Below are 23,048 nucleotides of genomic sequence, written 5' to 3'. Positions count from 1 at the left end.
AGGACCATGCCCAAGCTCGATCTGGACGCCATCCCGCAGGCCAACCGCACCGGCTATCCCGCGCCTTTCGACGCGGCGGTGGAGGGGCGCTGGTGGCGCAGGCTCGCCCCGGCGGGCGGGCTGACGCAGATGGGCGCGAGCCATGTGGTGCTCAAGCCCGGCGCATGGTCCAGCCAGCGGCACTGGCACGACGACGAGGACGAACTGCTCGTCATGCTGACCGGCGAGGCGGTGCTGGTGGAGGACGGCGGCCGCACCGTCCTGCGCCCCGGCGACGTCTGCGCATGGGCCAAGGGCGTCATCGACGGGCATCACCTCATCAACGAGAGCGACGCCGATTGCAGCTTCGTCGCCATCAGCGCGGGCAATCCGCAAGGCACCGGCGCCTATTCCGACATCGACATGAAGTTCGACGGCGACGGCTACTTCCACAAGGACGGCACCCCGTACCCGACCGAACGGATGCGCTGACCCTCTGGAATCCTCAGGGTTTCCGCCCCATATCCGCGTCCGAAGGAGAGCTCCCCCGATGACCGACAAGATCCAGCTTACCGATGCCGAGTGGCGCGAGCGCCTGAGCCCCGAGCAGTACTACGTGCTGCGCCAGGCCGGCACCGAACGCGCCTTCACCGGCAAGTACGAGAAGAACAAGCAGGAAGGCCTCTACACCTGCGCGGGCTGCGGCGCGCCGCTGTTCGAATCCGAGGCGAAGTACGAATCCGGCTGCGGCTGGCCGAGCTACACCGCCCCGGTCGAGGACACCGCGATCGACGAACTGCGCGATACCTCGCACGGCATGATCCGCACCGAAGTGCGCTGCTCCAAGTGCGATGGCCACCTCGGCCACGTCTTCCCTGACGGCCCGGGACCGGCGGGCCTGCGCTACTGCATCAACAGCGCCTCGCTGGACTTCGAACCGAAGGACTGAGGTGACAAGTTCCTCCCCGGGCAAGCTCGGGGAGGAATGCGTTCTCTTCGAACTGCACCTCCCCGTGCAGGCGGCAAGGATTTCCCATGCAAACCCCGCCTCGCATGTTCACCTCGGGTTACAAATCCCCGTGCAAGGTGTAGGAGCGACCGAACGTCTCCTGTCCTTTACGGGGTTTCCACTCTACCCATGGCCAAGAATTCCGGCCGCAGCCGCGGACCCAGCGGCGCATCCACGCGATCACAAGCCAGGCCCCTGTGGCGCCGCATCGTGCGCGGCGTCCTGATCTGGGGCGGCGCGCTGGCGCTGCTCGGCGCGATCTTCCTCGGCACCGCCGTGTTCTTCACGATGCGCGAACTGCCCGACTACGGCTCGCTCAAGAGCAGCCAGAACGGCCAGATGATCGTGGTCCGCGCGCGCGACGGCCGCGAACTCGTCTCGCTCGGGCCGAGCTACGGCAAGTGGATGAGCTACGGCGAGATTCCCCCGATCATGCGCGACGCCATCGTCTCGGTGGAGGATCGCCGCTTCCGCAGCCATCCGGGCGTCGACGTGGTGGGCCTTGCCCGCGCGGTCTACGTCTCGTTCACCACGGACAGCCGGGCCAAGGCGACCTCGACGCTGACGCAGCAGCTGGCGCGCAACATCTTCCTCAGCAATGCGCGGTCGTGGACCCGCAAGGCGCGCGAGATGGTGCTGGCGCTGGCGCTGGAGCGCAAGTTCTCGAAGGACCAGATCCTCGAACTCTATCTGAACAAGGTCTACTTCGGCGGCGGCGCCTACGGGATCGACGCGGCGAGCCGCAAGTTCTTCGGCCACCCCGCTACCGAGCTGTCGACCGCCGAGGCCGCGATCATCGCCGGTCTGGTGAAGGCCCCGTCGAACTATTCGCCCACCGCCGACGTCGAGGCCGCGAAGGGTCGCGGCAAGGTCGTGCTCGGCCTGATGGCGCGCGAGGGCGTGATCTCGCAGTCCGAGGCCGACAGCGTCGACTTCTCGGACGTGAAGGTGGCGAAGGAAAAGGGCCAGAACTCGGTCCGCTACTTCACCGACTGGGCGCTGCCGCAGCTCGACATGCTGCTGCCCGAGAACAACGAGCCGATCGAGGTCTGGACCACGCTCGACCTGCAGGCGCAGGACGCGGCGACCAAGGCGATCGACGCCAACGTGCCCGCAGGCGCGCAGGGTGCGCTCGTCAGCCTCGACCGCGACGGCGCGGTGCTGGCGATGGTCGGCGGCACCGACTACGTGAACTCGAACTACAACCGCGCGACGAGCGCGCTGCGCCAGCCCGGTTCGGCATGGAAGCTGTTCGTCTACCTCTCGGCGCTGGAGGCGGGTTACACGCCTGACGACGCCGTGGTGGATGAGCCGGTGACGATCCAGGGCTGGAGCCCGCAGAACGACGGCCGCAACTTCGCCGGCCAGATCGACGTGCGCACCGCCTTCGCCTATTCCAAGAACACCATCGCCGCGCAGCTGGGCAACGAGGTCGGCTTCGGCACCGTCGCCAGCATGGCCAAGCGCTTCGGCATCACCACCGAGATCAACACCAAGCCCGCCATGGTGCTCGGAACCTCGGAAGTGCGCGTGATCGACATGACGCGCGCCTTCGCGGCGGTGTCGTCGGGCGGCACTTCGGTGGAGCCCTACGGCATCGTCAAGGTTACGACGACCTCGGGCGAACTGCTCTACGAGCACAAGTCGGTGCGCGGGCAGGTGCTGGTGCCGCATTACGTCGCCGCCGGGATCACCGACCTGCTGCAGACCGCCGTCGCCATCGGCACCGGCCGCGCCGCGCAGATCGGGCGGCCTGTCGCGGGCAAGACCGGCACCACCAGCTCGAACAAGGACGGCTGGTTCCTCGGCTTCTCCAGCGGCGTGACCACCGGCGTGTGGATGGGCCGCGACGATGCCAAGCGGGTCGGCGGACTCTCTGGCGGCCATGCCCCGGCGCGGGCCTTCGCGGACTACATGAAGGTCGCCGTCGCCAAGCGTCCGGTCGAGCAGTTCGACACCGAACTCAAGCTGCCCGAATGGCAGCTCGAACCCGACGACGAGCAGATGCAGGGCAATCCCGAGGACTATTACTACACCGACGAGAACGGCAACCTCGTCCGCCCCGACGGTGCGCCGGACCAGCAGCCTTATGGCGAGGGTCAAGACGGGCAGGGCCAGTATCCGGGGCAGGGCCAGGGTGGACAGATGCCGCCCGACTACGGTCCGCAGGGCGCGCCGCCGCCTGCGGTCGGTCCCGACTTCCTCGACCGTGCCACAGGGCGCAGGAGCGAGGATCCGGGGCTGCGACCGGGGCAGGGCGCGGAACCCGGCACTCGCGCGACGCCTGCGCCGCGCATGACGCCGATGCCGCGGGTGACGCCGACGCCAAGACCTACGCCGACGCGGGCTCCCGGCACGCAGTTCTGAACGCTTACCGGTTAGACGAAAAAGGCCCGCTTCTCTCAGGAGAGGCGGGCCTTTTGCTTAGTTCCTCCCCGAGCTTGTCTCGGGGAGGTGGCAGTCGCGTAGCGACTGACGGAGGGGGAATTGCGCGCCTTCTCCCCCTCCACCACCGCCTGCGGCGGCGGTCCCCCTCCCCGAGACAAGCTCGGGGAGGAATTTGCCGGACAGCAAAACGCCCGCCGGATCGCTCCGGCGGGCGCTCTGATTTCAGCCCTGGCGTCGCGTCAGCGCAGGCGCACCGGCACGAACGTCGCCTGCTGGCCGCGCGGCTGGATGCGCAGGAGCAGGGCGCTGCGGCCTTCCGCCTTGGCGGCGGTGATCGCGGCGCTGAGGTCGGCCTGCGTGGCGACCGGGCGACCGCCCGCCTGCAGGATGATGAAGCCGCGCTGGAAGCCCTTCTGGCCCGCGTCCGAGTTCGGATCGACCGCGACGATGACGAGGCCCTTGGTGCCTTCCGCCGCGCCGAGCTGGCGTGCGATCTGCGCGGTCAGCGGCGTGACGGACATGCCGAGCGAGTTCTCGACGACGCCCTTTTCCTGCTTCTCGGGCGGGTTGTTGAAGGCGTCCTCGTCCTGCTCGCCGTTCGGGTCGAACGCCGACAGTTCCTCGTCGGTCGGGCGCTTGGCGACGGTGGCGGTCAGCGTCTGGCGCTTGCCGCCGCGCAGGACCTCGACCGGGATGCGGTTGCCCGGCGCGGTGTTGGCGACGATGAACGAGAGCGTCTGGTCCTTGGTGACTTCCTTGTTGTCGACCTTGAGCACCACGTCGCCCGCCTGCAGGCCGGCCTTGGCGGCAGGGCCGTCGGGCTCGACCAGCTGGATGAACTCGCCCTTGTTGTGCGCGATGCCCAGCGAATCGGCGAGATCCTCGGTGATCGGCTGGATGCGCACGCCGAGGTAGCCGCGCTCGATCGCCTGGCCCGCCTTCAGCTTTTCGACGATCGGCGCGGCGGTCTCTGCCGGGATCGCGAAGCCGATGCCGACGCTGCCGCCGGTGGGCGAGAAGATCGCGTTGTTGATGCCGATGACCTGGCCCTTCATGTCGAACATGGGGCCGCCCGAGTTGCCGCGGTTGATGGCGGCGTCGGTCTGGAGGTAACGGTCGTAGGCGCCGCCCGCGCCGGTGTTGCGGTAGACGGCGGAGATGATGCCCGCGGTCACCGTGCCGGACAGGCCGAACGGGTTGCCGATGGCGACCACCCAGTCACCCACGCGCGCGTTGCGGCTGTCGCCGAACTTGACGAAGGGCAGGGGCTTCTTGGCGTCGATCTTGAGCACCGCGAGGTCCGATGCGGCGTCCTTGCCGATCAGCTTCGCCGGATACTCGGTGCCGTCGGTCATGGTGACGGTGATCGATTCGACCTGTCCCTTGCCCTCGGCGGTGATGACGTGGTTGTTGGTCACGACATAGCCGTCCGACGAGACGACGAAGCCCGAGCCGAGCGACTGCGCCTCGCGCGTCTGCGGTGTCGCGCCGCCGCCCTGTCCGCCGAACAGCCCCTCGAACGGGGTGCCCGCGAAGGGGTTGCCGCCGCCCTGGACCTGCACCTTCTGGCGGGTCGAGATATTGACGACGGCAGGCTGGAGCTGCTCCGTCAGGTCGGCGAAGCTGACCGGGGCCCCGGCACGGGGCACCATCTTCGAGATTTCGCTGGCCTCGTTCTGGGCCACCTGCGCGCCTGCGGGGTAGCCGGTGACGAGCGATGCGGTAGCGCCTCCAAGCAGGAGCGCTGTGGTCAGTCCATAAGCATATCGCACGGGCTTCACGTCCTTTGATTCCTCCGTTTGGCGGCTTGCGCCTAAATCCGAACTATAACCCCGGCGCTGTTTCACGCCGCGTGAGCTTAACCGGATTTGAATGATGCGGAAATCCGCCACTTTTACGCGGGTTCCAGTCGGCAACGACCGAAGCCGCTCACGGCTCCCTGAAATGGTTCAGATAGGCATTGTCGGGCGAGAGCAGGATCGTCTTGCCGCCTGCCTGATCCTTGGCGAACGACACCGAATAGCTCTGCATCGCGCGGTAGAAGTCGTAGAACTGCGCGTCCTTGCCGAAGCTGTCGGCATAGATTCGCGCGGCCTGCGCCTCGGCATCGGCGCGGATGATCTGCGCGTCGCGCTGGCCTTGTGCCGCGATCGTCTTGGCCTCTTCCTGACGGCCCGCCTCCATGCGCACGAAGGCGGCGGCGAGCGCGCCTTCGGGAAGGTCGGCGCGCTTGATCCGCACGTCCACCACCTGCGCGCCGTATTCGGCGGCCTCGCGGTCGAGCAGCTTGCGGATGTTGTCCATCGCCTGTCCGCGCTCCGCCGTCAGCAGCGACTGGAAGGTGCGCTTGCCCAGTTCCTGCCGCACGACCGAGGAGAGGATCGGCTCAAGCTGCTGCGTCACGCGGTCGCTGGTGCCCGCCGAGCGGACCATCTTGATCGGATCGATGATGCGGTAGCGCGCATAGGCGTCCACGTTCAGCCGCTGCTGGTCGGTGGAGAGCACCTGCTGCTGCTGCATGTCGACCGAGAGCAGCCGCTTGTCGATGCGGATCACCTGCTCGACCAGCGGGATGCGGAAATGCACGCCCGCGCCGGTCTGGCCGTAATCGGCATTGGCGACGAAGGGGTTGTAGACGCGCACCGGACGGCCGGTCTGCACGACCACGGCCTGCTCGTCCTCGGAGACGACGATGGTGCTCATCATCAGGCCGATGACGACTGCGCCCGCCGCGATCCACGCGGCCTTGTAGTCCTGCCAGATGTTGCTCATCACTGGCCTCCCGTGCTGGTCGGCGCACTGATCGAGGGATCGGCGGCAGGGGCGGGGCGGCGCTTCATCTCGGGAAGCGGCAGGACGGTGTTCACGCCCTTTTCGCCCACGACGGTGTCGTTGTCGCGCAGGACGCGTTCCATCGTCTCGTAGTACATGCGGCGCTTGGTGACGTCGGGGGCCAGCTTGTATTCCTCGTAGACCTTGTCGAAGGCGGTGGCGTCGCCCTGCGCGCGGGCGATGACCTGCTGCGCCCATGCGCGGGCTTCCGAGCGGTCACGCTCGGCTTCCTGCTGGGCGACGTTGACGTTGTCGAACGCGCCCTTGGTCTTGGCCGGCGGGTCCGCCTTCTTGATCTCGACGCCCTGGATGGCGATGCCGGCGCGGTAGAAGTCGAGGATGCGCTGCATGCGCTCGCCCACGTCCTGCTCCACCTGCGCGCGCCCGGCGCCCGACAGCGCCTCGCCCAGAGAGACCTGCGCGATCGAGGCGCGCATCGCGGCCTCGGCCACTTCCTGCACCGTCTCGTCCGGGTCGGCGAGGCGGAAGGTGTAATCCTTCAGGCCCTTGATGTTCCAGCGGACGAGGTAGCTGAGATCGACCAGGCTCTTGTCGCTGGTCAGCATCAGCTTCTCGTTCTCGTTGTCCGGGATCATGACGACCTGGAACGAGCTGACGTCCACGACCTTCACCCGCTCGATCGGCCAGGGCAGGGTCAGGCTGACGCCCGAATCGATCGTGCGCGAATACTTGCCGAGTGTGGTGACGACGCCCTGTTCCTTGGGGCCGAGCATGTGGACGCTGGAGATGGCGAGCACCGCCACCACCGCCGCGCCGATGCCGAGCGGGAGCCACGACTTGCCGTCCGGACGGCGCGGCAGGTTGGGGAAGCCGCCGGGAATGCGCGGACCGCCGCCACCGCCGCCGGGACGGCGCTGTTCGGCGCGGCCGCGGAAGATGTCCTCGATGCTTGCCGAGCGGCGCGGCGGGGTGCCGTCGCCGCTGGGGAGCCAGGGGTTGCGCGGGCCCTTGCGTTCGGGCGTTTCGCCCTGCGGCTGCTCGGGCGCGCCGGAAGGCGCGCTGCCTTCGCCGTCGGCGGGGCCTTCACCGTCGCCGCCGTCGTTTCCGCCACCATTGCTGCCGCCGCCGCCCCACGGGCTGTTGCGTCCAGCCATGGCGGAGATCCCCGAAGTGGAAATCCCTGATCCGTCCCCTGGCACCTGACCCGAAGCTGGGCCGGGCGTGTCTGCACCACCGATTGCTTTCATGAACGTATCTATAAGTACCCGTCTGGCAAATAACAGTGCCTCTCTTGCCCTTTTTCCCCGCGTGCGCCACCTGAGCCGCCGAGGCCGGAGCCGGATGCGCGCCCCGGCAACGATGCGGACGCGCATCGGCAACCGACCGGAGACAAGAGTTGAGCAGCGTGGCAGGAACCGGCAGCGAGGGCGACGAACTGAAGGCGCTGCTGCCGCCCGAGGCCGCGAAACGCCTGCAGTCGCTGCGCCACGCCGATGGCCGCGCGACGCTGGTGCTCGACGCGACGGGGCTCGATGCCGCTGCGCGCGCCGCTCTGGAGGCCGAAGTGCGCACGGCGCTGGCCCCTCAGGTCGAGGACGTGCGCGTCGCCATGATGGCCGACAAGGCCGAGCCCGCACCGCCGAAAGGCCCGCGCATCCTGGCTGTCGGGTCGGGCAAGGGCGGTGTCGGCAAGTCCACGCTTTCGGCCAACCTTGCCGTGGCGCTGGCCCGGATGGGACGGCGCGTGGGCCTCGTCGACGCGGATATCTACGGACCTTCGCAGGCAAGGCTGCTCGGCACCGAGGGCAAGCGCGCCACCGCGCATGAGGGCAGGCTGGTCCCGGTCGAGAGCCGCTGGGGCGTGCCCGCGCTGTCGATGGCGCACCTTTCCGCCTCGGGACAGGCGATCGCGTGGCGCGGGCCCAAGATCTCGGGCGCGCTGCTCCAGCTGGTCGAGGGGCACTGGGACGGCGCCGAAGTGCTGATCGTCGACCTGCCGCCCGGCACCGGCGACGTGCAGTTGACGATGCTCCAGCGCTGCAAGCCCGCAGGCGCGGTGATCGTCTCCACCCCGCAGGATCTCGCGCTGATCGACGCCACCCGCGCGGTCGAGCTGTTCACCAAGGGCGGCGTCCCCATCGTCGGCGTGGTCGAGAACATGGCCGGTTACGCCTGCCCCCACTGCGGCGAGGTGAGCAACCCGTTCGGCTGCGGCGGCGCGGAAGCCTCGGCCAAGGACATGGACGTGCCGTTCCTCGGTCGCATCCCCCTCGACATCGCGATCCGGCGCGAGGGCGACGCGGGTACGCCGACCGCCGCCGGAACCGGCCCACAGGCGGATGCCTTCGCCGCGCTCGCCACGCAGGTCGCGGCCTGGCTGGACCAGACCGCCTGATGGCGATCACCCGCCGCGGCGTGCTCATCGGAGCGCTGGCGGGCGGCGGGCTCGCGCTCGGCTACATGCTGCGGCCGCGCAGCTATCCGCTGCCGCTGGAGCCACGCGAGGGCGAGTTCGCCTTCGATGCATGGATCCGGATCGGCAATGACGGGATCGTCACCGTCTCGGTCCCGCAGGTTGAGATGGGGCAGGGCGTCACCACCCTGATCCCGCAGGTCGTCGCGCACGAACTCGGCGCGGACTGGCGGCAGGTCGCGGCGGAGCCCGCGCCGATGAGCGCCCGCTATGCCAACCTCGCGCTCGCGGCGAAGTGGGCGCCCCTATGGATGCCCGTGCTGCCCGCGCTGGCGGACGATCCCGGCGACCTGCTCACCCGCCGCTGGGCCGAGGGTCGCGTGTTCACCGTCACCGCCGACGGCACCGAGCTTGCCGCCTACGAAGCCGGAGCCCGCGCCGCTGCCGCATCGGCCCGCGCGATGCTGGCGCAGGCCGCCGCGGCGCGCTGGAACGTCTCCTGGGAGGAATGCGAGGTTTCCGGCGGCTTCGTCACGCATGAGGGGAAGAAGCTGCCCTTCGGCCCGCTGGCCGAGGAAGCCGCCGCATTCTCTCCCCCGTCCACGCCACCGCTGCGGGCCGAGCCCATGGCCGAGCGTCCCGGCGAGTTCCCGCCCGGCGCGCCGCTGCGCTATCCGCGCCTCGACCTGCCATCCAAGGTCGACGGGTCGTGGACGTTCGCGGGCGACGTGCGCCTGCCAGACATGGTCTTCGCCGCCATCCGCCACGGCCCCATCGGTCGCCGCACGTTCCTGTCGGACCTCGACGAGCGGGCGGTGAAGGACATGTTCGGCTTCCTGCGCACGGTGCGCAGCCCGCAAGGGAGCGACACGGCATGGGTCGCCGCCGTCGCCACTGACGGCTGGGCCGCCGAACAGGCGCTCACCCGCATGGAACCGGGCTTTCGCGTGGCGGCGGGCGCGGAATCGGACGCTGTGGACACCGCGCTCGACGAGGCGCTTCACAACGCCGACGCGCATCGCATCCACGCGGCGGGCGATACTTCGCTCGTCACCGGCCGCCTGCCGGTCCAGCTCGGCTACGAGGTCGCCCCGGCGCTGCACCTGACGATAGAGACCGCCGCCGCAACCGCATGGCTGCATGACGGCAGGCTGGAACTCTGGGTTGGTACGCAGGCTCCGCAGGCCGCGCGCGAGGCGGTGGCCGGGGCGCTCGGCATGGAACTGCGCGACGTGGTGCTCTATCCCGTGGCCATCGGCGGCAGCTTCGACCGGCGGCTGGAATTCGGCCATGCGGTAGAGGCCGCGCTGATCGCGAAGGAACTTGGCAAGCCCGTCCAGCTTACGTGGTCCCGCCGCGAGGAAATTCGCGCCGGTCTGCCCCGCGCGCCGGTCAGCGCGGTGATGGCCGCCCGCCCCGATACCGAGGGCAACATCGCCGGCTGGCGCGCGCGCGTGACCGTCCCCGCCACCGCGCGCGAGTTCGGCCGCCGCCTGCTCGATGGCGATGCGCCCTTCGATGCGCTGGAAAAGGTCGCCGGGGATGCCGACCCGATGGCGCTGGACGGCGCGGTGCCGCCTTACGCGATCCCCAACATGGCCGTCGATCACGTCCCCGTCCGCATCGGCCTGCCCACCGCCCGGATGCGCGGCAACGCCCATGGCTGGACCGCCTTCTTCAACGAGAGCTTCGTGGACGAACTCGCCCACAAGGCGGGGCGGGAGCCGCTGTCCTACCGCATGGCGATGCTCGGCCACGACCCGCGCCTTGCCGCCTGCCTCCAGCGTGTCGCCGCGCTCGCGCAGTGGGGCGGGGGCAGCGACGCCAGCGGGCAGGGCATTGCCTGCCACGTCATCGGTTCAGGCCGCATCGCCGTCGTAGCCAGCGCCCGGCGCGAGGCGGAGGGCGTGCGCGTGGAGCGCCTGAGCGCCGTCGCCGACGTGGGCCGCATCGTCAATCTCGACATCGCCCGGCAGCAGGTGGAGGGCGGCCTCGTCTTCGGTCTCGGCCTCGCGCTCGGCTGTTCGGTGCGTTATGCGGGCGGACGGCCCGACGCAGAGCGGCTGGCGACGATGGGGCTGCCCACGCTGACCGACTGCCCCGCCATCGACGTCGAATTCATCGACAGCCGCGAAGACCCCGCCGATCCGGGCGAACTCGGCACCGCCGCCGTCGCCCCGGCGGTCGCCAACGCGCTCTTTTCGGCGACGGGCCTGCGCCTGCGCCGCCTTCCCTTCTTCGCCGAGGACGTATGACGCCCCCCAACCATCCAGAGATCAGGGCCGGAGGCGTCGGCGTCCTGCTCGTCAACCTCGGCACCCCGGACGCGCCGACCCCGCAGGCGGTGCGCCGCTATCTGGCCGAGTTCCTCTCCGATCCGCGCGTGGTGGAGATTCCCGCGATCGCGTGGAAGCCGATCCTGCACGGGATCATCCTGCGCACCCGTCCGGCGAAGTCCGCCCACGCCTATCAGCAGGTCTGGACGCCAGCGGGCTCCCCGCTCGCCGCAATCACTGCCGGGCAGGCCTGCGCGCTTCAGGCGCGGCTGGGCGGCTCGGTGCGGGTCGACTGGGCGATGCGCTACGGCAATCCCTCGATCCCGGCGCGGCTTCAGGCGATGAAGGATGCCGGGTGCGACCGCGTGCTCGTCGCGCCGCTCTATCCGCAGTACTCGGGCGCGACGACTGCCTCGGTCATGGACCGGCTGGGCGACGCGCTGCGCACGATGCGCTGGCAACCCGCGCTGCGCACGCTGCCGCCCTATCACGACGATGCCGCCTATATCGGCGCGCTGGAGGAGGATGTCGTCGCGCAAGTGGGCGCGCTGGATTTCGTGCCCGACCTGCTGCTGCTCTCCTACCACGGCATGCCCGAACGCACGCTGCACCTTGGCGATCCGTACCACTGCCACTGCCGCAAGACTTCTCGCCTGCTGACCGAGCGGCTGGCCGCGCGGCTTCCCGGCCTGCGCGTGGAGACCAGCTTCCAGTCGCGGTTCGGCCGCGCCAGGTGGCTCGAACCTGCGACCGAAACGGTGCTCGCGGCCGAGGCGAAGGCGGGCACGCGCCGCATTGCCGTGCTGGCGCCGGGCTTCTCCGCCGACTGCGTGGAGACGCTGGAAGAACTCGCCATCCGGGGGCGGGAGGTCTTCGTCGAAGCGGGTGGAGAGCGGCTGGCGGTGCTCGCCTGCCTCAACGACCGCGAACCGGGCATGGCGATGCTCGAAGCGCTGGTGCGCCGCGAACTCGGCGGCTGGAGCGATCTTGCAGCAATTTAACCCGCCGTCGGCTTGACGCTGGCGCGGCCTCTGTTCCAACTCTGTTCCCGCGTTCGACATGATGGGGATCAAGATGCGCGACGGGGATTTGCTCCAGCCGGACTTTGCCTATGGTGGGGCCTATGGCGGAGCAGGGCGGGATGCTGGATGCACTGCTTCCGGGTTGGCGCTGTCGATCTATGCCGACCGGCCGCACTTGCGGGCGATGCTGCGCGAGGATGCCGGGACGGCAGGCCTGCGCGTCCATGCGGCGACGGCGCTCTACGATCTCGTCGCGGCGGGTGAACACGGCTCGGAGGCGCGGCTGGCCGATGTCGTGCTGGTGGACTGCCCGCAGGTGGACGGCGCGACGCTGGCGACGCTCGCGCGGCTGGACATGCGCGCGGCGCGCAGCGGTACGCGGCTGATCGTCTCGACCATGGTGGACGCGCTGGAGGATGTGTTCGGCTGCATGGACCAGTCCTCGCCGGTGCTGCTGGTAGATCCGGACCGTGCGGACCGCGTGATCGCGCTGGGGCAGGTGCTGGCGACGATGCCCTCGGGCCGCGTGCGCGAACTTTCCGAGGACGACCGCCTGATGCTGCTGCGCCTGACCGAGCAGGTCGGCCGCATCGCAGGCCGCATCGACCGCCTCGACCCGGGCGGCGCGCCTGCCGTTTCGGAGCCGCCGGTGGCCCCGCCCGCCCCGGCGGCGGCCCCCTCGGGCGCCGCCCAACTCCCCGACGCCCGCCTGGTCCGCCGCATCATCCGCCAACGCCAGTTGCGCATGCGTTTCATCAACCAAGACCTCTTCGCCGATCCCGCCTGGGACATGCTGCTGGACCTCGCCGCATCACGCCAGGAGGGCAAGCGCGTCTCGGTCACGTCGCTGTGCATCGCGGCGGGCGTGCCGCCCACCACGGCGCTGCGCTGGATCGGCCAGATGGTTGATGCCGCGCTGTTCGTGCGGATCAGCGACGGTACCGACAAACGTCGCGCCTTCATCGATCTCAGCGACAAAGGCGCGCAGGCCATGTCCCGCTATTTTGCCGAGATCGCACTCACCGGCCCGAGTCCGATCTGAACGGCTAGAGCCGTGCCGACCCTTCCGCCCACCCTTGCGCAACGCGGCGAACCAGATCGCTGTCGCGCGGCAGGCGGGCCGCATCGTCAAGATCGCGTGTGGCGATGAGGATGCGTTCGTCGAGCGGATCGAGAAAGCGCATCCCGCTGCGCTCACCGTCGCACCACACGACTTCGCCGAATGCCTCGAAGCGACCCCATTCCAGCACCGCTTCCAGCCCCGGCGACAGGTCACGCCCGGCGATAATGCGCGCTCCTCCGGAGGAGACGTCGGACAGGATCACATGCCGGGTTTCGGTTCGCGTCACGATTCTCGCAGGCAATCGCACGCGCAGGCGGCTGCTCCTGCGCCTTCCGCGCGAGGCTCTTTCGGGCGCATTATCCTGCGAATCGTCAGCCATCGCATATGGATGCCGCATGGGGCCTGACGCGGGGTTGCCATGACTCCTGGGAAACATCCCTACAACGGCTTCCCGCCGGCGCTGCGGTCCTGATAAACTTGACTCCGCGCGGCATCGGGCATCCATTGCATTTCATCGAGGCCGGAGCATGCCATGAACCCCACGATCACCGCTTTCGCCCTGTCCCCCGACGAAGGTCAGGGTCAAGCTCGCGACATGCGTGTGCGCTGGGCGTTCGAGGAAGTCGATCAGCCTTACGACGTGCGGCTGGTCTCGTTCGCCGAAATGAAGGACCCCGCCCATCTGGCGCTTCACCCCTTCGGCCAGATACCTACTTACGAGGAAGACGATCTGGCACTGTTCGAGTCCGGCGCGATCGTGTTCCATATAGCCGAGCGCCATCCCGGCCTGCTGCCCACGGATGCGGATGCCCGGGCACGAGCGGTCGGCTGGATGTTCGCGGCGCTCAACACCATCGAGCCGACGATACTCGAAGCCGAGGCGGCCGAGTATCTGGAAGGCGACAAGCCGTGGTACGTACAGCGCGTGCCCCTGATCGAAGCTCGAATCCGCACGCGGCTCGGTGAACTGTCGGCCCGGTTGGGGGACGCCGAATGGCTCGACGGAAATTTCAGCGCCGCGGACCTGCTGATGGTCACGGTGCTGCGTAGGCTCGAAGGCTCGGAAATCCTGCGGGAACACGCCAATTTGACCGCCTATGTCGAACGCGCGACGCGGCGGCCCGCTTATCAGCGTGCTTTCGCGACGCAGCTTGCGGTCTTCGAAGCAGCTTCGCGAGCGGTTTAGGCCCTATTCGGAGAGCATTCCCGCGCGCGCGAATTGCCGCAGCGCCGTCGCGACATCGGTCTGATCCGCGCCGCCTGTTTCGGCCCAGTCGCGGGCAAGCGCGTCGCGGTCACGACTGCCGTCCAGCAGCGACAGGAACAGCCGCGGCGCCTCCTCGTCGATGGCGATCGAGCGGTGATCGAGCGTGAACAGCTTGGTCTCACCCTGGGCGACCAGCGTGCGCAACAGGGGATTGGCGCGGGGGCGCTCGCCGGGTGAGAGAGTACCGGGAAAGGGCAGCGAATGCAGTTCGATGATGCCCCGGTCGACCAGTCGCAGGATCGCCTCCCCATGCACTGGTGACTGCGCGAAGCAGGCAAGCGACAGCCGTGCGGGTGCCTGCCGGATCAGATGGTCGAGAAACTCCGCCAGCAGAGCGTCGCCGACTTCGAACTCGCTTGAAAACACCTTGAACTGCGTGGCCCCTGTGCGTTCGAGGCCGTTCGGAACACCGGCAAGCAGGGCTTCGAACACGCGCCAGTTCGGGACACGCAAGGGCAGTCGACCGGGCCTGATGAACAGCGACTGGTGGAAGAAGCACAAGTCTCGATAATCGGCGATCTGGGCGCGATGGACCACGGCCGCATCGTCGAGCGGCTCGCCCGGCATGCCGTGGAATACCCCGCCGGGCTGCGATTCGGTCAGATAGGCGAGGTTGTGTGCAGATGCCTCGACAGCGATCTGGCTCAGCGATTTGGGATCGTAGACCGGGCCGAGTTCGTCGTGGAACAGGAAGTGCGAGTTCTTGGCTGCGGTGCGGCGCGCCATGTGGCGCATGGCAGCCTGCTCTGTCGTGTCCCCGTCACGCGCGCGCCCGAAATCTTCGAGAATGGCAATGGCTCTGCGCGTGCGCTCCGCGTCGTCGGTGCTCTCGCCCAACTCATGCAGCAGCATGTCGCGCAAGGCTATGCGCAGGTAGCCGCCGGGCATCGCGTTGTAGCTGATATAGGCGATGCCGTCGGGGGCCAGCACCCGGTCGATCAACCGCAGCGTGGCCCGCTGCACGGCCGGAGGCACCCATGCATAGAGGCCATGGGCGATCACGTAGTCGAACTGGCCCGCGAACGTATCGGCTGCGGCGACCACGTCCGCCACCTCGATCCGCGTGTTGGACAGGCCGGATGCCTGCGCGAGAGCCTGCCCGCGCGCGACGGCGCTCGGGGCGAGGTCTATGTTCACGAACCGCGCGTCGGGCAGGGCGGCGGCCATGGCCAGAACGTTCAGCCCGTCGCCGCCCGCGATCTCCAGCACGCGCGCGTTCCGCGGGTCGGCTGCGTCGAGCCCGTGAAGCCGTGCGATGGCGGCAAGGTGCTCCGGATGCGTCGTGCGGTAGAGGGCCGATGGATACTGCACGTCGTCGTAGGCGGTACGGCTGCTTTCCAAGTTGCCTTCTCCCCCAATACTGGCCCGACTCTTGCGAACGCCAACACGTTCTATAGAAATGCGCCGAATGGAATCGGAGTGAAAATGTCCGTTATTCTTGCCGTGCGCAATGCCCCGGGGCAACCGGCGGACGTACCGTCGCCGTTGAGACTGGACAGCGGAGAGATCATCGTCGGCCGGGGTGTGGGGTCGCACCTGCTGCTGGCGGGGCGGGCGGTGTCGCGCCGTCATTGCACGATCAGTGGCGAAGGCGAAAACTGGCGCGTGGTCGATTCGAGCAGCGGCGGCACATTCGTGAATGGGCAGCGCATCGCCGGGCCGCAATTCCTGCGCCAAGGCGACGTGATTCGGGTTGGTGATTTCGAGATCGCGGTCATGCTCGACCGGGCGGGGCAGGGCGCTTCATCGGCCACCCCTCCCGTCGCGCAGGATGGCTGGGGGCGTCCGGCCGCTGCTACCCAGGTGCCGCAGAACTGGTCCGTCGCATCGCCGCAGCCGGGCGGAGGGCAGGACATCGTAGCCCTGATGTTGCAGGCGGCGGGCCTGCCGCGCGGGCAGGTTGGAGCGTCGGACCAGCAGGTGGCGGCGGTCGCGGGCGCGGTACTGCGTGCGGCGCTGGGCGGTCTCGTCCGGCTGGCGCAGGATCGGCGCAAGGCGCGTGAGGAACTGGGCGTGGCCTCATCCCCGGAAGCAGGCGTCGAAGTGTCGGGATCGCCGGAAGAACTGCTCCTGCGGATGCTGTCCGGGCCGGCGAGCGACGCAGCGGGCCAGGTCGATGCCCTGTGCGCGCAGATCGACACGCACCAGCGCGCGGTGCTCGGCGCGATGCAGGCGAGCCTGTACCATGCGCTCGATCAGTTCTCGCCAACCGCGATCAAGACGGGCGCGCGTGGCGATTCCGAGGCCTGGAAGGTCTACGAGCGCGCCTTCGCGGCAAAGGAGGACGGCTTCGTGGAAGTCTTCGCGCAGGCGCTCTCGAAGCGGTACGCCGAGGCCGCGAAGTAACGCAGCCTCAGGGCGCGGTTGCAGGTGCCGCGCCGGGTGCTGTCGCCGCCCCGGCCCCGGCCCCAAGCCCGACGTTTGGCTGGTTGTCGACGAACTTGTACCAGACGATCTGCACCTTCCAGTCGTTCGCCTTCGCCCGCTGCTCGAATGCGGCCCGCCCCGCAGGTGAGACGAGGTCATTCAGCGCATCGTGCGCGAAGCCACCCTTGCCGGTGATGAGCACGATGCCGGACCACCCCGGCTGCGCGTTCGTCTCGATGTCGAGGCGGTAATTGTCCTTTCCAGGGAGCTTCTGGATGTTGCCGCCGTTGACGTTTCGCGGCAGCACGGTCCGGTCGGGAACGAATTGCGTGATAACGTTCGATTTTTCGATGGAATAGAGAGAGTAATCGCCCGCGATACCATCCAGCGCGAGGTCCGTGACGACGCGCGTTCCGATCTCGCCAGCGTATTCACCGGTTTCCACTCGGTCGATTTCGTACTCCGGCTGCTTGCGGGTCATTCGTTCCGGGGGAGGGGCGCGGAACTTCGCCAGTTCGTCGAGGATCGGGCAATAAGTGGCGTCGATCTTGGCGATACCGGTGGAGTCGGTTCCGGGTTCGACGCCCAGCCTGCGCACGGCCTGCAGGATGCGGTTGTCGGCGTCGAGCGGGTCGCCCGCGACGCCCGTGGCGGTAATGGCATAGCCCGCGCCGTCGCGGCGCGCATCGACCGTCAGCCACGAGCACGGGGTTGCAGGAAGCGCCAATTGCACCGCGGCTTTCACCTGTTCGAGCGAGACGTTGGCGGGGGCGTTGGTCGGTTGTTTCGCGCCAGTATCGTTCTCGCCGGAAACGAGGTATCCGATGCCTGCCAGCAACGCTAGGGCGACCGCTGCGCCGCCGCCGATCAGCAGGCCCTTCGGGAGCGCCTTGACGCCGCTACTGCCCGCACCCGGCGTTTGCGACACGGCTGCCGGCTTCTTCGCCTTGGGTGCTTTTCCGACGCGCGCCTGATCGAGCGCGGTGATGACCGCGTCCATGGAGCGCAGCCGCTTTTGCGGGTCGGCGACCAGCATCCTGTCGATCACCGCGCGCAGGCGGCCGGGCACGGCTGTGGTATCGACGCCGTTGCGCCGCTTCATGATCGCCTCGGCAGGAAGCCCGCCGAGATCGGGCTTCCGTCCCTGCGCCATCGCAAGAGTGACGAGCGCGAGCGAGTAGACGTCGGACCATGGCCCGACCTGCTTGTCGAAATCGCCCAACTGCTCTGGCGCCACGTAGCTCGGCTTGCCTGCGAAACCATCGCCGATGATCGTCTTGGAGCCGGGGTCGGTCTCCTTGACGATGCCGAAATCGATGATCTTCGGTCGGTCCAGCCGGTCACCGTCGAGCAGCACGTTGTCGGGCGAGATGTCACGGTGGACGACGCCGAGTTCGTGCGCCTCGCGCAGCCCTTCGGCCAGTTTGCGAGTGAGAGCGAAAAGCTCGTCTTCGGACAGCGTGGACTTGCCGAGCAAGTCGGACAGGTTGCTGCCGTCGATGAAGCCGGTGGCGATGTAGTAGAGGCCCAGCGTCGGCTCCAGCGCGAAGCCGCGATATCGCACGACCGCAGGGTGCGACAGTTGCGTGAGCGCCTGCGCTTCCTTCTGAAACATCGCCATGACGTTCGGGTCGGCGGCGAGTTCGGGCAGGATGGTCTTGATGGCGACGCGTTCGTTGCTGGCGATATTCACACCTTCGAACACTTCGCCCATGCCGCCACGTGCGAGGAAGCGCTTCACCTCGAACATGTGGTTGAGGACCGTGCCGACCGCGATGGAGGCCGATGGCCCGCCGCGTGTTACCGGCGGTGGGGGAGGTGTCGGGGCAGGCTGAGTGACGGATGCAGCAGGCGGCGGTGCGGCGAAGACTGTGCCTTCCTCCGCGTCCTGCGCGGGACTGGCCGCGAAAACGGTGCCTTCGTCTTCGGCAGCCGGTGCGCTGTTCCCCGACGGGGTTTCCGGCAACCCGGACTTCGCGTACTTGCCCGTCGGCCCGAACTGCGAGGGCTGGAAGACGGTCTCGTCCTTCTCGTCGCTCACGTCAGGCCTCGCTGCCGTACTGGATCAGGGTGACTTCGGCGGTCGAAACGCCGACCACCGTAATGTTGTCCGGCGCGCCGAGTTCGTGGCAGCGCGCGATCATCGTCTGCGCGGCGCGTTCGAAGCTCTGGCTGGAAAGGGTCGTTTCCATTTCCTGCTCGCCGATCACGCCATAGAGCCCGTCGCTGCACAGGAGCAGCAAGTCTTCATCCTGCAGGGCATCGGTCATGGTGTCCATCTGCAGGGGGCGGGTGACACCCACGGCGCGGGTGAGGACGTTGCGCAGGGGGTGAGTAACTGCCGCAGCCTCGTCGATCACGCCATGGTCGATCAGATCCTGCACCTGGCTGTGGTCGCGCGTGAGGCGGTAGAGCCGCCCGCCGCGCAGCAGATAGGCGCGGCTGTCGCCGACCCAGCCGATCCCGAACTCCCGCCCCCGGATGACGAGCGCGACGGCGGTCGATCCCATCTGCTTGCCGACCGTCTCGGCCTCCGCCAGAATACGCTCGTTGGCCTGTTCCAGTGCGCTGCGGATGCTTTCAAGCGTGGCTGCGATGCCGTCCTGGAACGCCAGCGCGCTGACCGCCTCGACCACTTGCGTGGATGCCCAGTCCCCGCGTTCCAGCCCGCCCATGCCGTCAGCCACCATCCAGATGCCGAGCTGGTCGGAGCCAAAGTAGCGGTCCTCGTTGTGCTTGCGAACGGCGCCTACGTCGGTCAGCGCCTGCCATTCCGCACGAATAGGTATCACCGGTTCCCCTCCTGCGCACCGTAACGCGACTTACGCCGATAACACATAGACCGGCGTTTCCAATTTCGGCAACAGCGTCTATTCATTGGATAACTATTGTCATTATTTAACCGCGGACAATACGGGGTCAGACGGGTACATGAGCGAACCTTTCGTGAATTCCTACGACCCGCGTGTATGGGCGGCGGCGTGGTCGCCGCAGCGTTCGCTCGACATGCGCGAGGCGCGCCGATCCTCCGGGCGGCGGCAACTGGTCGGTATCGGGGTGGGTGGAGCGGTTCTGCTGATGGGCGCCCTCGGGGCATGGCTTTCAAGGCCAGCGGGGCAACCGGTCGTAGCTGCATCCGGAGAGGCGGCAGCCACCGCTGTTCCCGAAACCCAGACGGTACGCCGCACGCTGCTGCTCGCCAATGCGAGTGAACTGGAAAGTGCCCTGCAACGCTTCGGCCTCGATGCCGGCATGGCGGGGAAGGTGGCCGCGGAAGCGCGCCCGGCGCTCGCCCCGGATGGCGAGGTCCGGGCCGTGCTGGAAGTGACGCGGGCGGGCGGGGCCTTGCAGTTCTATCGGCTGCAAGCCTCCAACTCCGACAGTTCCGGCGCCGTGGTGCGACTTGGCGAGGACGGTCGGCTGGAGACGAGCCGTCTCGCCGCCCAGGTGAGCGAGAAGATCGTTGTCATGCACGGCATCATGGACGGCGACAGCTTCTACACCTCGGCGGTGGCGATCGGCGTGCCCAATTCGCTGATCTCGCCTTTCGCCAAGGCGCTGGCGTTCGATTTCGACTTTCAGCGCGAAGTCGCGGCGGGGGATGCTTTCGAACTGGCCTATGCGCAGTCTGTCAACGCTTCGGGAGAGGCGCAGGGCGCGCCGCAGCTGCTCTACGCCTCGATGACCACGCAGGCGAAGTCGGCGGCTGTCTACCGTTTCACGCCCGGCGGCGAGGAAGAGGGCTGGTATGACGCCAGCGGCCGGACTGTCGCCCGCTCGCTGATGCGCACCCCGGTCGACGGTGCGCGCATCACGTCGAAGTTCGGCATGCGCTTTCACCCGGTGCTGCACTATACGCGCCTGCACGGCGGCGTGGACTTCGCTGCGCCCATCGGTACTCCGATCTATGCGGCGGCGGCAGGGACTGTGACGAGCGCCTCGCCGAGTTCCTGCGCGGGCAACATGGTCATCATCAGCCACGCAAACGGCATGGAGACGCGCTACTTCCACCTCAGCCGCTATGCCGAGGGCCTCCACGCGGGCGAGCCGGTCGCACAGGGCTTCATCATCGGTTACGTTGGCACGACCGGGAAATGCACCACCGGGCCGCACCTGCACTACGAAGTCCACATCAATGACGAGAAGATCGATCCACTGACCATCCAGCCCGATGCGTCCGAACGTCAGTCCCTGACGGGCGCGCAGATGCGCGCGTTTGAGCAGGTGCGCGATCGTATCGATGTCAGCCGCGCGCAGGAATCTTCCTGAACAGGACTGCGTCGGCGGACCGGCTTGGCCAAGCTGCAACTGCGGCGATTAGGGCGATGAGCACGACGATCGAGGACAGGCTGGCGTTCAATCCTTCCCCTCCGCCGCCCCACCAGACCGGGCCGACGAGGTCGAGGTCCAAGATCGATCCGAAGGTTCCGGTGCCGGGGTTGGGGGTCAGGCCGAAGCCGATTTCCTCGGCCCAGTTCCAGCTGAAATGGATCGCCCAGGGGAGCACGAAAGAGCCTGATTTCCAGTAGGATAGGCCGAAAAGCACGCCTCCCAGCAGCATCGTCACGAAGGTCAGCGGCTCGCTTGCTGCAGCGACGAAGTGCAGTGCTGCGAACAATGTTGCCGTTACGGCCAGCGCCGGCCAGATGCCCCAGCGGCGTTCCAGATCCTTCTGCAGCCAGGCGCGGAAATAGAGTTCCTCGGCGCCGCTCTGGATCACCAGAAGCGCGGTTTCCAGCAGCAGAAGGCCCGCTCCGCCGCCGTTTTCCGACGTTCCCTGCTGTGCGGTTCCGGCAATCGCGCACAGGGCGACGGAGACCGCGAGGCCGATTGCGCCGATGCCTAGACCGGTCGCCGCAAGCGCAGGACCATGCGCACTGAACGGCACCGAGAGCATGCTGAAACGCACCGCGACTATGCCGAAGCCGCCGAGAAGCCCGAAACAGCAGAGCGTGAACACGCTTTCGAGCGTCGCGGGCGACATTGCGGCGAACGCGGGTATCTCCAGCAGGTGTCCGAACAGATAGGGCAGCCCGAGCAGCATCGCCATCGCGACCAGTGCCGCCACCGCCACGCTGGCCAGTCCCCATGCCGGGTGGCCGATGGCCTGCGTAGCCGACGATTGCGTGCTCTGCATCGACCTTCTGCCCCCGTTGAGTTCCCGCGTTGACTTTAATGCCCGGCCTAGATCGCACAAAACATCCGCCCGACAAGCCCAATTCGTTCCGCCATCGAGCACAGCTCGTCATGACAAGGACTGTGCCTCTACATGACGAGCCCTGTTAAACCTTTGCCATATGGTTGTTTATGACTCCTATGCGGAGTATCTAGGCGGCATCGATTCGATCAGGTGGTGGATAGGGGAAGTCTGTCATGTTCAGGGCTTCGATTGCCGCCCTGCTGGGCATGTCCATTTTTGCAGGCGCACAAGTTGCTTCGGCGCAGAACGCTGTAAGCGAGGAAGAAATCAAGTGTTTCGTTTCTGGCTGCGACGAGACGAAAGCTTCAGATAGCGCCAAAGCGGATGTAAATGATGACGACGAGTGCATGAACTCGGGCATCTGTCGCGTAGAAGAGACGCGCGGGTTCCACCTTTCCACGAACGCCAAGGCAGCCGCGACCAAGCCGGGATCGGCCCGGCCCTCGGCGCCCGCGCGCTATGTGTCCGGTTCCAGCGGCAAGCCGTCGGCGGGCAAGTCCAGCGGAGCGGCCCGGCTGGCGACGATGCCCGCCTCGCGCAAGTCGCTCGACATGCGCCTCTCGTTCGAAAACGCGTCGGCCACGTTGACGCCTGACGCACGCGCGCAGGCCGACATCTTCGCACGCCAGCTAAAGGATGTGCCCGGAACGCGCCAGTTTGTGATCGAGGGGCATACCGACAATGTCGGCTCGGCCGCCTATAACCGGCAGCTTTCGCGTGAGCGTGCGCAGTCGGTGGTGGCGTACCTCGTGGGTCAGGGTGTTCCGGCCAGCAAGCTGCGCGCGGTCGGCTACGGCTTCGATCATCCGCGTGACGGCACCACTGCGGCGGACGCCAGCAACCGCCGGGTCGAGATCGTCCGCTACTGAGAGTTAACCGCCCGGGGGCGGGGCCTGGCCCGGATGGCGCTTGCCCGCCTTCCGGGCCATCGGCCACCCCGGCGCGGAGAAATGCTGCAACTTGCAAGTGCAGCAAACCGCAATGGCAATGAGGGGAGACTCAGCCGCCGACGATGACGGTCGGGCAGCCCAGCACAATCACGCCGCCATGCGCCGTCGGGTCTCCGATGCGGGCTTGCGGCAGGTTGCAGGTCAGGACGGTCGTGCTGCCCATCAGGATGACGTCCGGCGGGCCGACGCAGGTGCATTGGTCCGTCACGCGCGCTGCGGGCAGTCCACCGATCAGCACGGTGGGGGCGCCCGGCGCAAGGATAGGGCCGCCGACATGCGGAACTACGCCCGTTACCATAGGGCAGGTATGCATATCGGTAA

General features: G+C 67.9%; 20 protein-coding genes. 11 read left to right on the top strand and 9 right to left on the bottom strand.

The window, feature by feature from the left end; all coding sequences use genetic code 11:
* Positions 1 to 6 precede the first annotated feature (6 nt).
* The 3 genes from LO787_RS12500 (at position 7) to LO787_RS12490 (ending at position 3,355) form a co-directional block, all read left to right on the top strand.
* Positions 7 to 471 carry a cupin domain-containing protein gene (locus tag LO787_RS12500; protein WP_232496156.1) on the top strand — a complete coding sequence of 155 codons (465 nt, stop codon included), beginning with the start codon at positions 7 to 9 and terminating at the stop codon, positions 469 to 471.
* Positions 472 to 529: 58 nt separating this feature from the next.
* Positions 530 to 928, top strand: a complete 399-nt coding sequence (msrB, locus tag LO787_RS12495) for a peptide-methionine (R)-S-oxide reductase MsrB (protein WP_232496155.1) — start codon at positions 530 to 532, stop codon at positions 926 to 928.
* 189 nt (positions 929 to 1,117) lie between these two features.
* Positions 1,118 to 3,355, top strand: a complete 2,238-nt coding sequence (locus LO787_RS12490) for a transglycosylase domain-containing protein (protein ID WP_232496154.1) — start codon at positions 1,118 to 1,120, stop codon at positions 3,353 to 3,355.
* A gap of 260 nt (positions 3,356 to 3,615) precedes the next feature.
* On the opposite strand, the gene LO787_RS12485 is transcribed toward LO787_RS12490, so the two are convergent.
* The 3 genes from LO787_RS12485 to hflK all read right to left on the bottom strand — a co-directional run bounded on the left by LO787_RS12485 (position 3,616) and on the right by hflK (position 7,323).
* Positions 3,616 to 5,148, bottom strand: coding sequence for a Do family serine endopeptidase (locus LO787_RS12485; protein WP_232496302.1), 1,533 nt, complete (start codon positions 5,146 to 5,148; stop codon positions 3,616 to 3,618).
* A gap of 157 nt (positions 5,149 to 5,305) precedes the next feature.
* Positions 5,306 to 6,148 (bottom strand): protease modulator HflC, encoded by an 843-nt coding sequence (gene hflC, locus LO787_RS12480; protein ID WP_232496153.1) that lies wholly within the window; start codon positions 6,146 to 6,148, stop codon positions 5,306 to 5,308.
* A complete protein-coding gene (gene hflK / locus LO787_RS12475) occupies positions 6,148 to 7,323 on the bottom strand; it encodes a protease modulator HflK (RefSeq protein ID WP_232496152.1) in 1,176 nt (391 codons plus the stop codon). Before hflK ends, hflC begins: the two co-directional genes overlap by 1 nt.
* A gap of 242 nt (positions 7,324 to 7,565) precedes the next feature.
* Here hflK and LO787_RS12470 point away from each other — a divergent pair, with 242 nt between their 5' ends.
* The 4 genes from LO787_RS12470 to LO787_RS12455 all read left to right on the top strand — a co-directional run bounded on the left by LO787_RS12470 (position 7,566) and on the right by LO787_RS12455 (position 12,922).
* Positions 7,566 to 8,564: an Mrp/NBP35 family ATP-binding protein gene (locus LO787_RS12470; protein WP_232496151.1), complete on the top strand. Its 999-nt coding sequence runs from the start codon at positions 7,566 to 7,568 to the stop codon at positions 8,562 to 8,564.
* On the top strand, positions 8,564 to 10,837 hold the full coding sequence (locus LO787_RS12465) for a xanthine dehydrogenase family protein molybdopterin-binding subunit (RefSeq protein WP_232496150.1): 2,274 nt from the start codon (positions 8,564 to 8,566) through the stop codon (positions 10,835 to 10,837). The genes LO787_RS12470 and LO787_RS12465 overlap by 1 nt, the downstream gene beginning before the upstream one ends.
* Positions 10,834 to 11,859, top strand: a complete 1,026-nt coding sequence (gene hemH, locus LO787_RS12460; RefSeq protein WP_232496149.1) for a ferrochelatase — start codon at positions 10,834 to 10,836, stop codon at positions 11,857 to 11,859. Before LO787_RS12465 ends, hemH begins: the two co-directional genes overlap by 4 nt.
* A gap of 73 nt (positions 11,860 to 11,932) precedes the next feature.
* Complete coding sequence (locus LO787_RS12455; RefSeq protein WP_420847817.1) at positions 11,933 to 12,922, top strand: MarR family transcriptional regulator; 990 nt, start codon at positions 11,933 to 11,935, stop codon at positions 12,920 to 12,922.
* A 4-nt stretch (positions 12,923 to 12,926) separates the two neighbouring features.
* Here the strand turns inward: LO787_RS12455 and LO787_RS12450 are convergent, their stop codons facing one another.
* Positions 12,927 to 13,322: a PilZ domain-containing protein gene (locus tag LO787_RS12450; protein WP_255700863.1), complete on the bottom strand. Its 396-nt coding sequence runs from the start codon at positions 13,320 to 13,322 to the stop codon at positions 12,927 to 12,929.
* Positions 13,323 to 13,475: 153 nt separating this feature from the next.
* Between LO787_RS12450 and LO787_RS12445 the strand changes: the two genes are divergently transcribed.
* A complete protein-coding gene (locus tag LO787_RS12445) occupies positions 13,476 to 14,129 on the top strand; it encodes a glutathione S-transferase family protein (RefSeq protein WP_232496146.1) in 654 nt (217 codons plus the stop codon).
* A gap of 3 nt (positions 14,130 to 14,132) precedes the next feature.
* Here the strand turns inward: LO787_RS12445 and LO787_RS12440 are convergent, their stop codons facing one another.
* Positions 14,133 to 15,551, bottom strand: a complete 1,419-nt coding sequence (locus LO787_RS12440) for a class I SAM-dependent methyltransferase (protein ID WP_232496145.1) — start codon at positions 15,549 to 15,551, stop codon at positions 14,133 to 14,135.
* 84 nt (positions 15,552 to 15,635) lie between these two features.
* Between LO787_RS12440 and LO787_RS26150 the strand changes: the two genes are divergently transcribed.
* Positions 15,636 to 16,556, top strand: a complete 921-nt coding sequence (locus tag LO787_RS26150) for a type VI secretion system-associated FHA domain protein (protein WP_276574182.1) — start codon at positions 15,636 to 15,638, stop codon at positions 16,554 to 16,556.
* A gap of 7 nt (positions 16,557 to 16,563) precedes the next feature.
* Here the strand turns inward: LO787_RS26150 and LO787_RS12430 are convergent, their stop codons facing one another.
* Together LO787_RS12430 and LO787_RS12425 are read right to left on the bottom strand one after the other, a co-directional pair.
* Positions 16,564 to 18,618 (bottom strand): serine/threonine-protein kinase, encoded by a 2,055-nt coding sequence (locus LO787_RS12430; RefSeq protein WP_232496144.1) that lies wholly within the window; start codon positions 18,616 to 18,618, stop codon positions 16,564 to 16,566.
* Position 18,619: 1 nt separating this feature from the next.
* The gene (locus tag LO787_RS12425) at positions 18,620 to 19,369 is read right to left on the bottom strand and encodes a PP2C family protein-serine/threonine phosphatase (RefSeq protein WP_232496143.1); all 750 of its coding nucleotides are present in this window, start codon (positions 19,367 to 19,369) and stop codon (positions 18,620 to 18,622) included.
* A 139-nt stretch (positions 19,370 to 19,508) separates the two neighbouring features.
* Between LO787_RS12425 and LO787_RS12420 the strand changes: the two genes are divergently transcribed.
* On the top strand, positions 19,509 to 20,846 hold the full coding sequence (locus LO787_RS12420; RefSeq protein WP_232496142.1) for a M23 family metallopeptidase: 1,338 nt from the start codon (positions 19,509 to 19,511) through the stop codon (positions 20,844 to 20,846).
* Here the strand turns inward: LO787_RS12420 and LO787_RS12415 are convergent.
* Positions 20,821 to 21,714, bottom strand: coding sequence for a CPBP family intramembrane glutamic endopeptidase (locus LO787_RS12415; RefSeq protein ID WP_232496141.1), 894 nt, complete (start codon positions 21,712 to 21,714; stop codon positions 20,821 to 20,823). The two genes, LO787_RS12420 and LO787_RS12415, sit on opposite strands and share 26 nt — an antisense overlap.
* Positions 21,715 to 22,124: 410 nt before the next feature.
* On the opposite strand from LO787_RS12415, the gene LO787_RS12410 reads away from it, so the two are divergent.
* On the top strand, positions 22,125 to 22,646 hold the full coding sequence (locus LO787_RS12410; protein WP_232496140.1) for an OmpA family protein: 522 nt from the start codon (positions 22,125 to 22,127) through the stop codon (positions 22,644 to 22,646).
* Positions 22,647 to 22,776: 130 nt separating this feature from the next.
* Here LO787_RS12410 and LO787_RS12405 read toward each other — a convergent pair whose 3' ends face one another.
* Positions 22,777 to 23,025, bottom strand: a complete 249-nt coding sequence (locus tag LO787_RS12405) for a PAAR domain-containing protein (protein WP_232496139.1) — start codon at positions 23,023 to 23,025, stop codon at positions 22,777 to 22,779.
* Positions 23,026 to 23,048 lie beyond the last annotated feature (23 nt).

Source organism: Novosphingobium kaempferiae, from assembly GCF_021227995.1.
Taxonomy (GTDB): domain Bacteria; phylum Pseudomonadota; class Alphaproteobacteria; order Sphingomonadales; family Sphingomonadaceae; genus Novosphingobium; species Novosphingobium kaempferiae.
This window is presented reverse-complemented; position numbering and strand designations above follow the sequence as displayed.

Bases quoted from the DNA above. Each gene is read 5' to 3' on its own strand.
- LO787_RS12500 (WP_232496156.1), top strand. From the start codon at position 7: ATGCCCAAGCTCGATCTGGACGCCATCCCGCAGGCCAACCGCACCGGC.
- msrB (WP_232496155.1), top strand. From the start codon at position 530: ATGACCGACAAGATCCAGCTTACCGATGCCGAGTGGCGCGAGCGCCTG.
- LO787_RS12490 (WP_232496154.1), top strand. From the start codon at position 1,118: ATGGCCAAGAATTCCGGCCGCAGCCGCGGACCCAGCGGCGCATCCACG.
- hflC (WP_232496153.1), bottom strand. From the start codon at position 6,148: ATGAGCAACATCTGGCAGGACTACAAGGCCGCGTGGATCGCGGCGGGC.
- hflK (WP_232496152.1), bottom strand. From the start codon at position 7,323: ATGGCTGGACGCAACAGCCCGTGGGGCGGCGGCGGCAGCAATGGTGGC.
- LO787_RS12465 (WP_232496150.1), top strand. From the start codon at position 8,564: ATGGCGATCACCCGCCGCGGCGTGCTCATCGGAGCGCTGGCGGGCGGC.
- hemH (WP_232496149.1), top strand. From the start codon at position 10,834: ATGACGCCCCCCAACCATCCAGAGATCAGGGCCGGAGGCGTCGGCGTC.
- LO787_RS12455 (WP_420847817.1), top strand. From the start codon at position 11,933: ATGCGCGACGGGGATTTGCTCCAGCCGGACTTTGCCTATGGTGGGGCC.
- LO787_RS12450 (WP_255700863.1), bottom strand. From the start codon at position 13,322: ATGGCTGACGATTCGCAGGATAATGCGCCCGAAAGAGCCTCGCGCGGA.
- LO787_RS12445 (WP_232496146.1), top strand. From the start codon at position 13,476: ATGAACCCCACGATCACCGCTTTCGCCCTGTCCCCCGACGAAGGTCAG.
- LO787_RS26150 (WP_276574182.1), top strand. From the start codon at position 15,636: ATGTCCGTTATTCTTGCCGTGCGCAATGCCCCGGGGCAACCGGCGGAC.
- LO787_RS12420 (WP_232496142.1), top strand. From the start codon at position 19,509: ATGAGCGAACCTTTCGTGAATTCCTACGACCCGCGTGTATGGGCGGCG.
- LO787_RS12415 (WP_232496141.1), bottom strand. From the start codon at position 21,714: ATGCAGAGCACGCAATCGTCGGCTACGCAGGCCATCGGCCACCCGGCA.
- LO787_RS12410 (WP_232496140.1), top strand. From the start codon at position 22,125: ATGAACTCGGGCATCTGTCGCGTAGAAGAGACGCGCGGGTTCCACCTT.
- LO787_RS12405 (WP_232496139.1), bottom strand. From the start codon at position 23,025: ATGGTAACGGGCGTAGTTCCGCATGTCGGCGGCCCTATCCTTGCGCCG.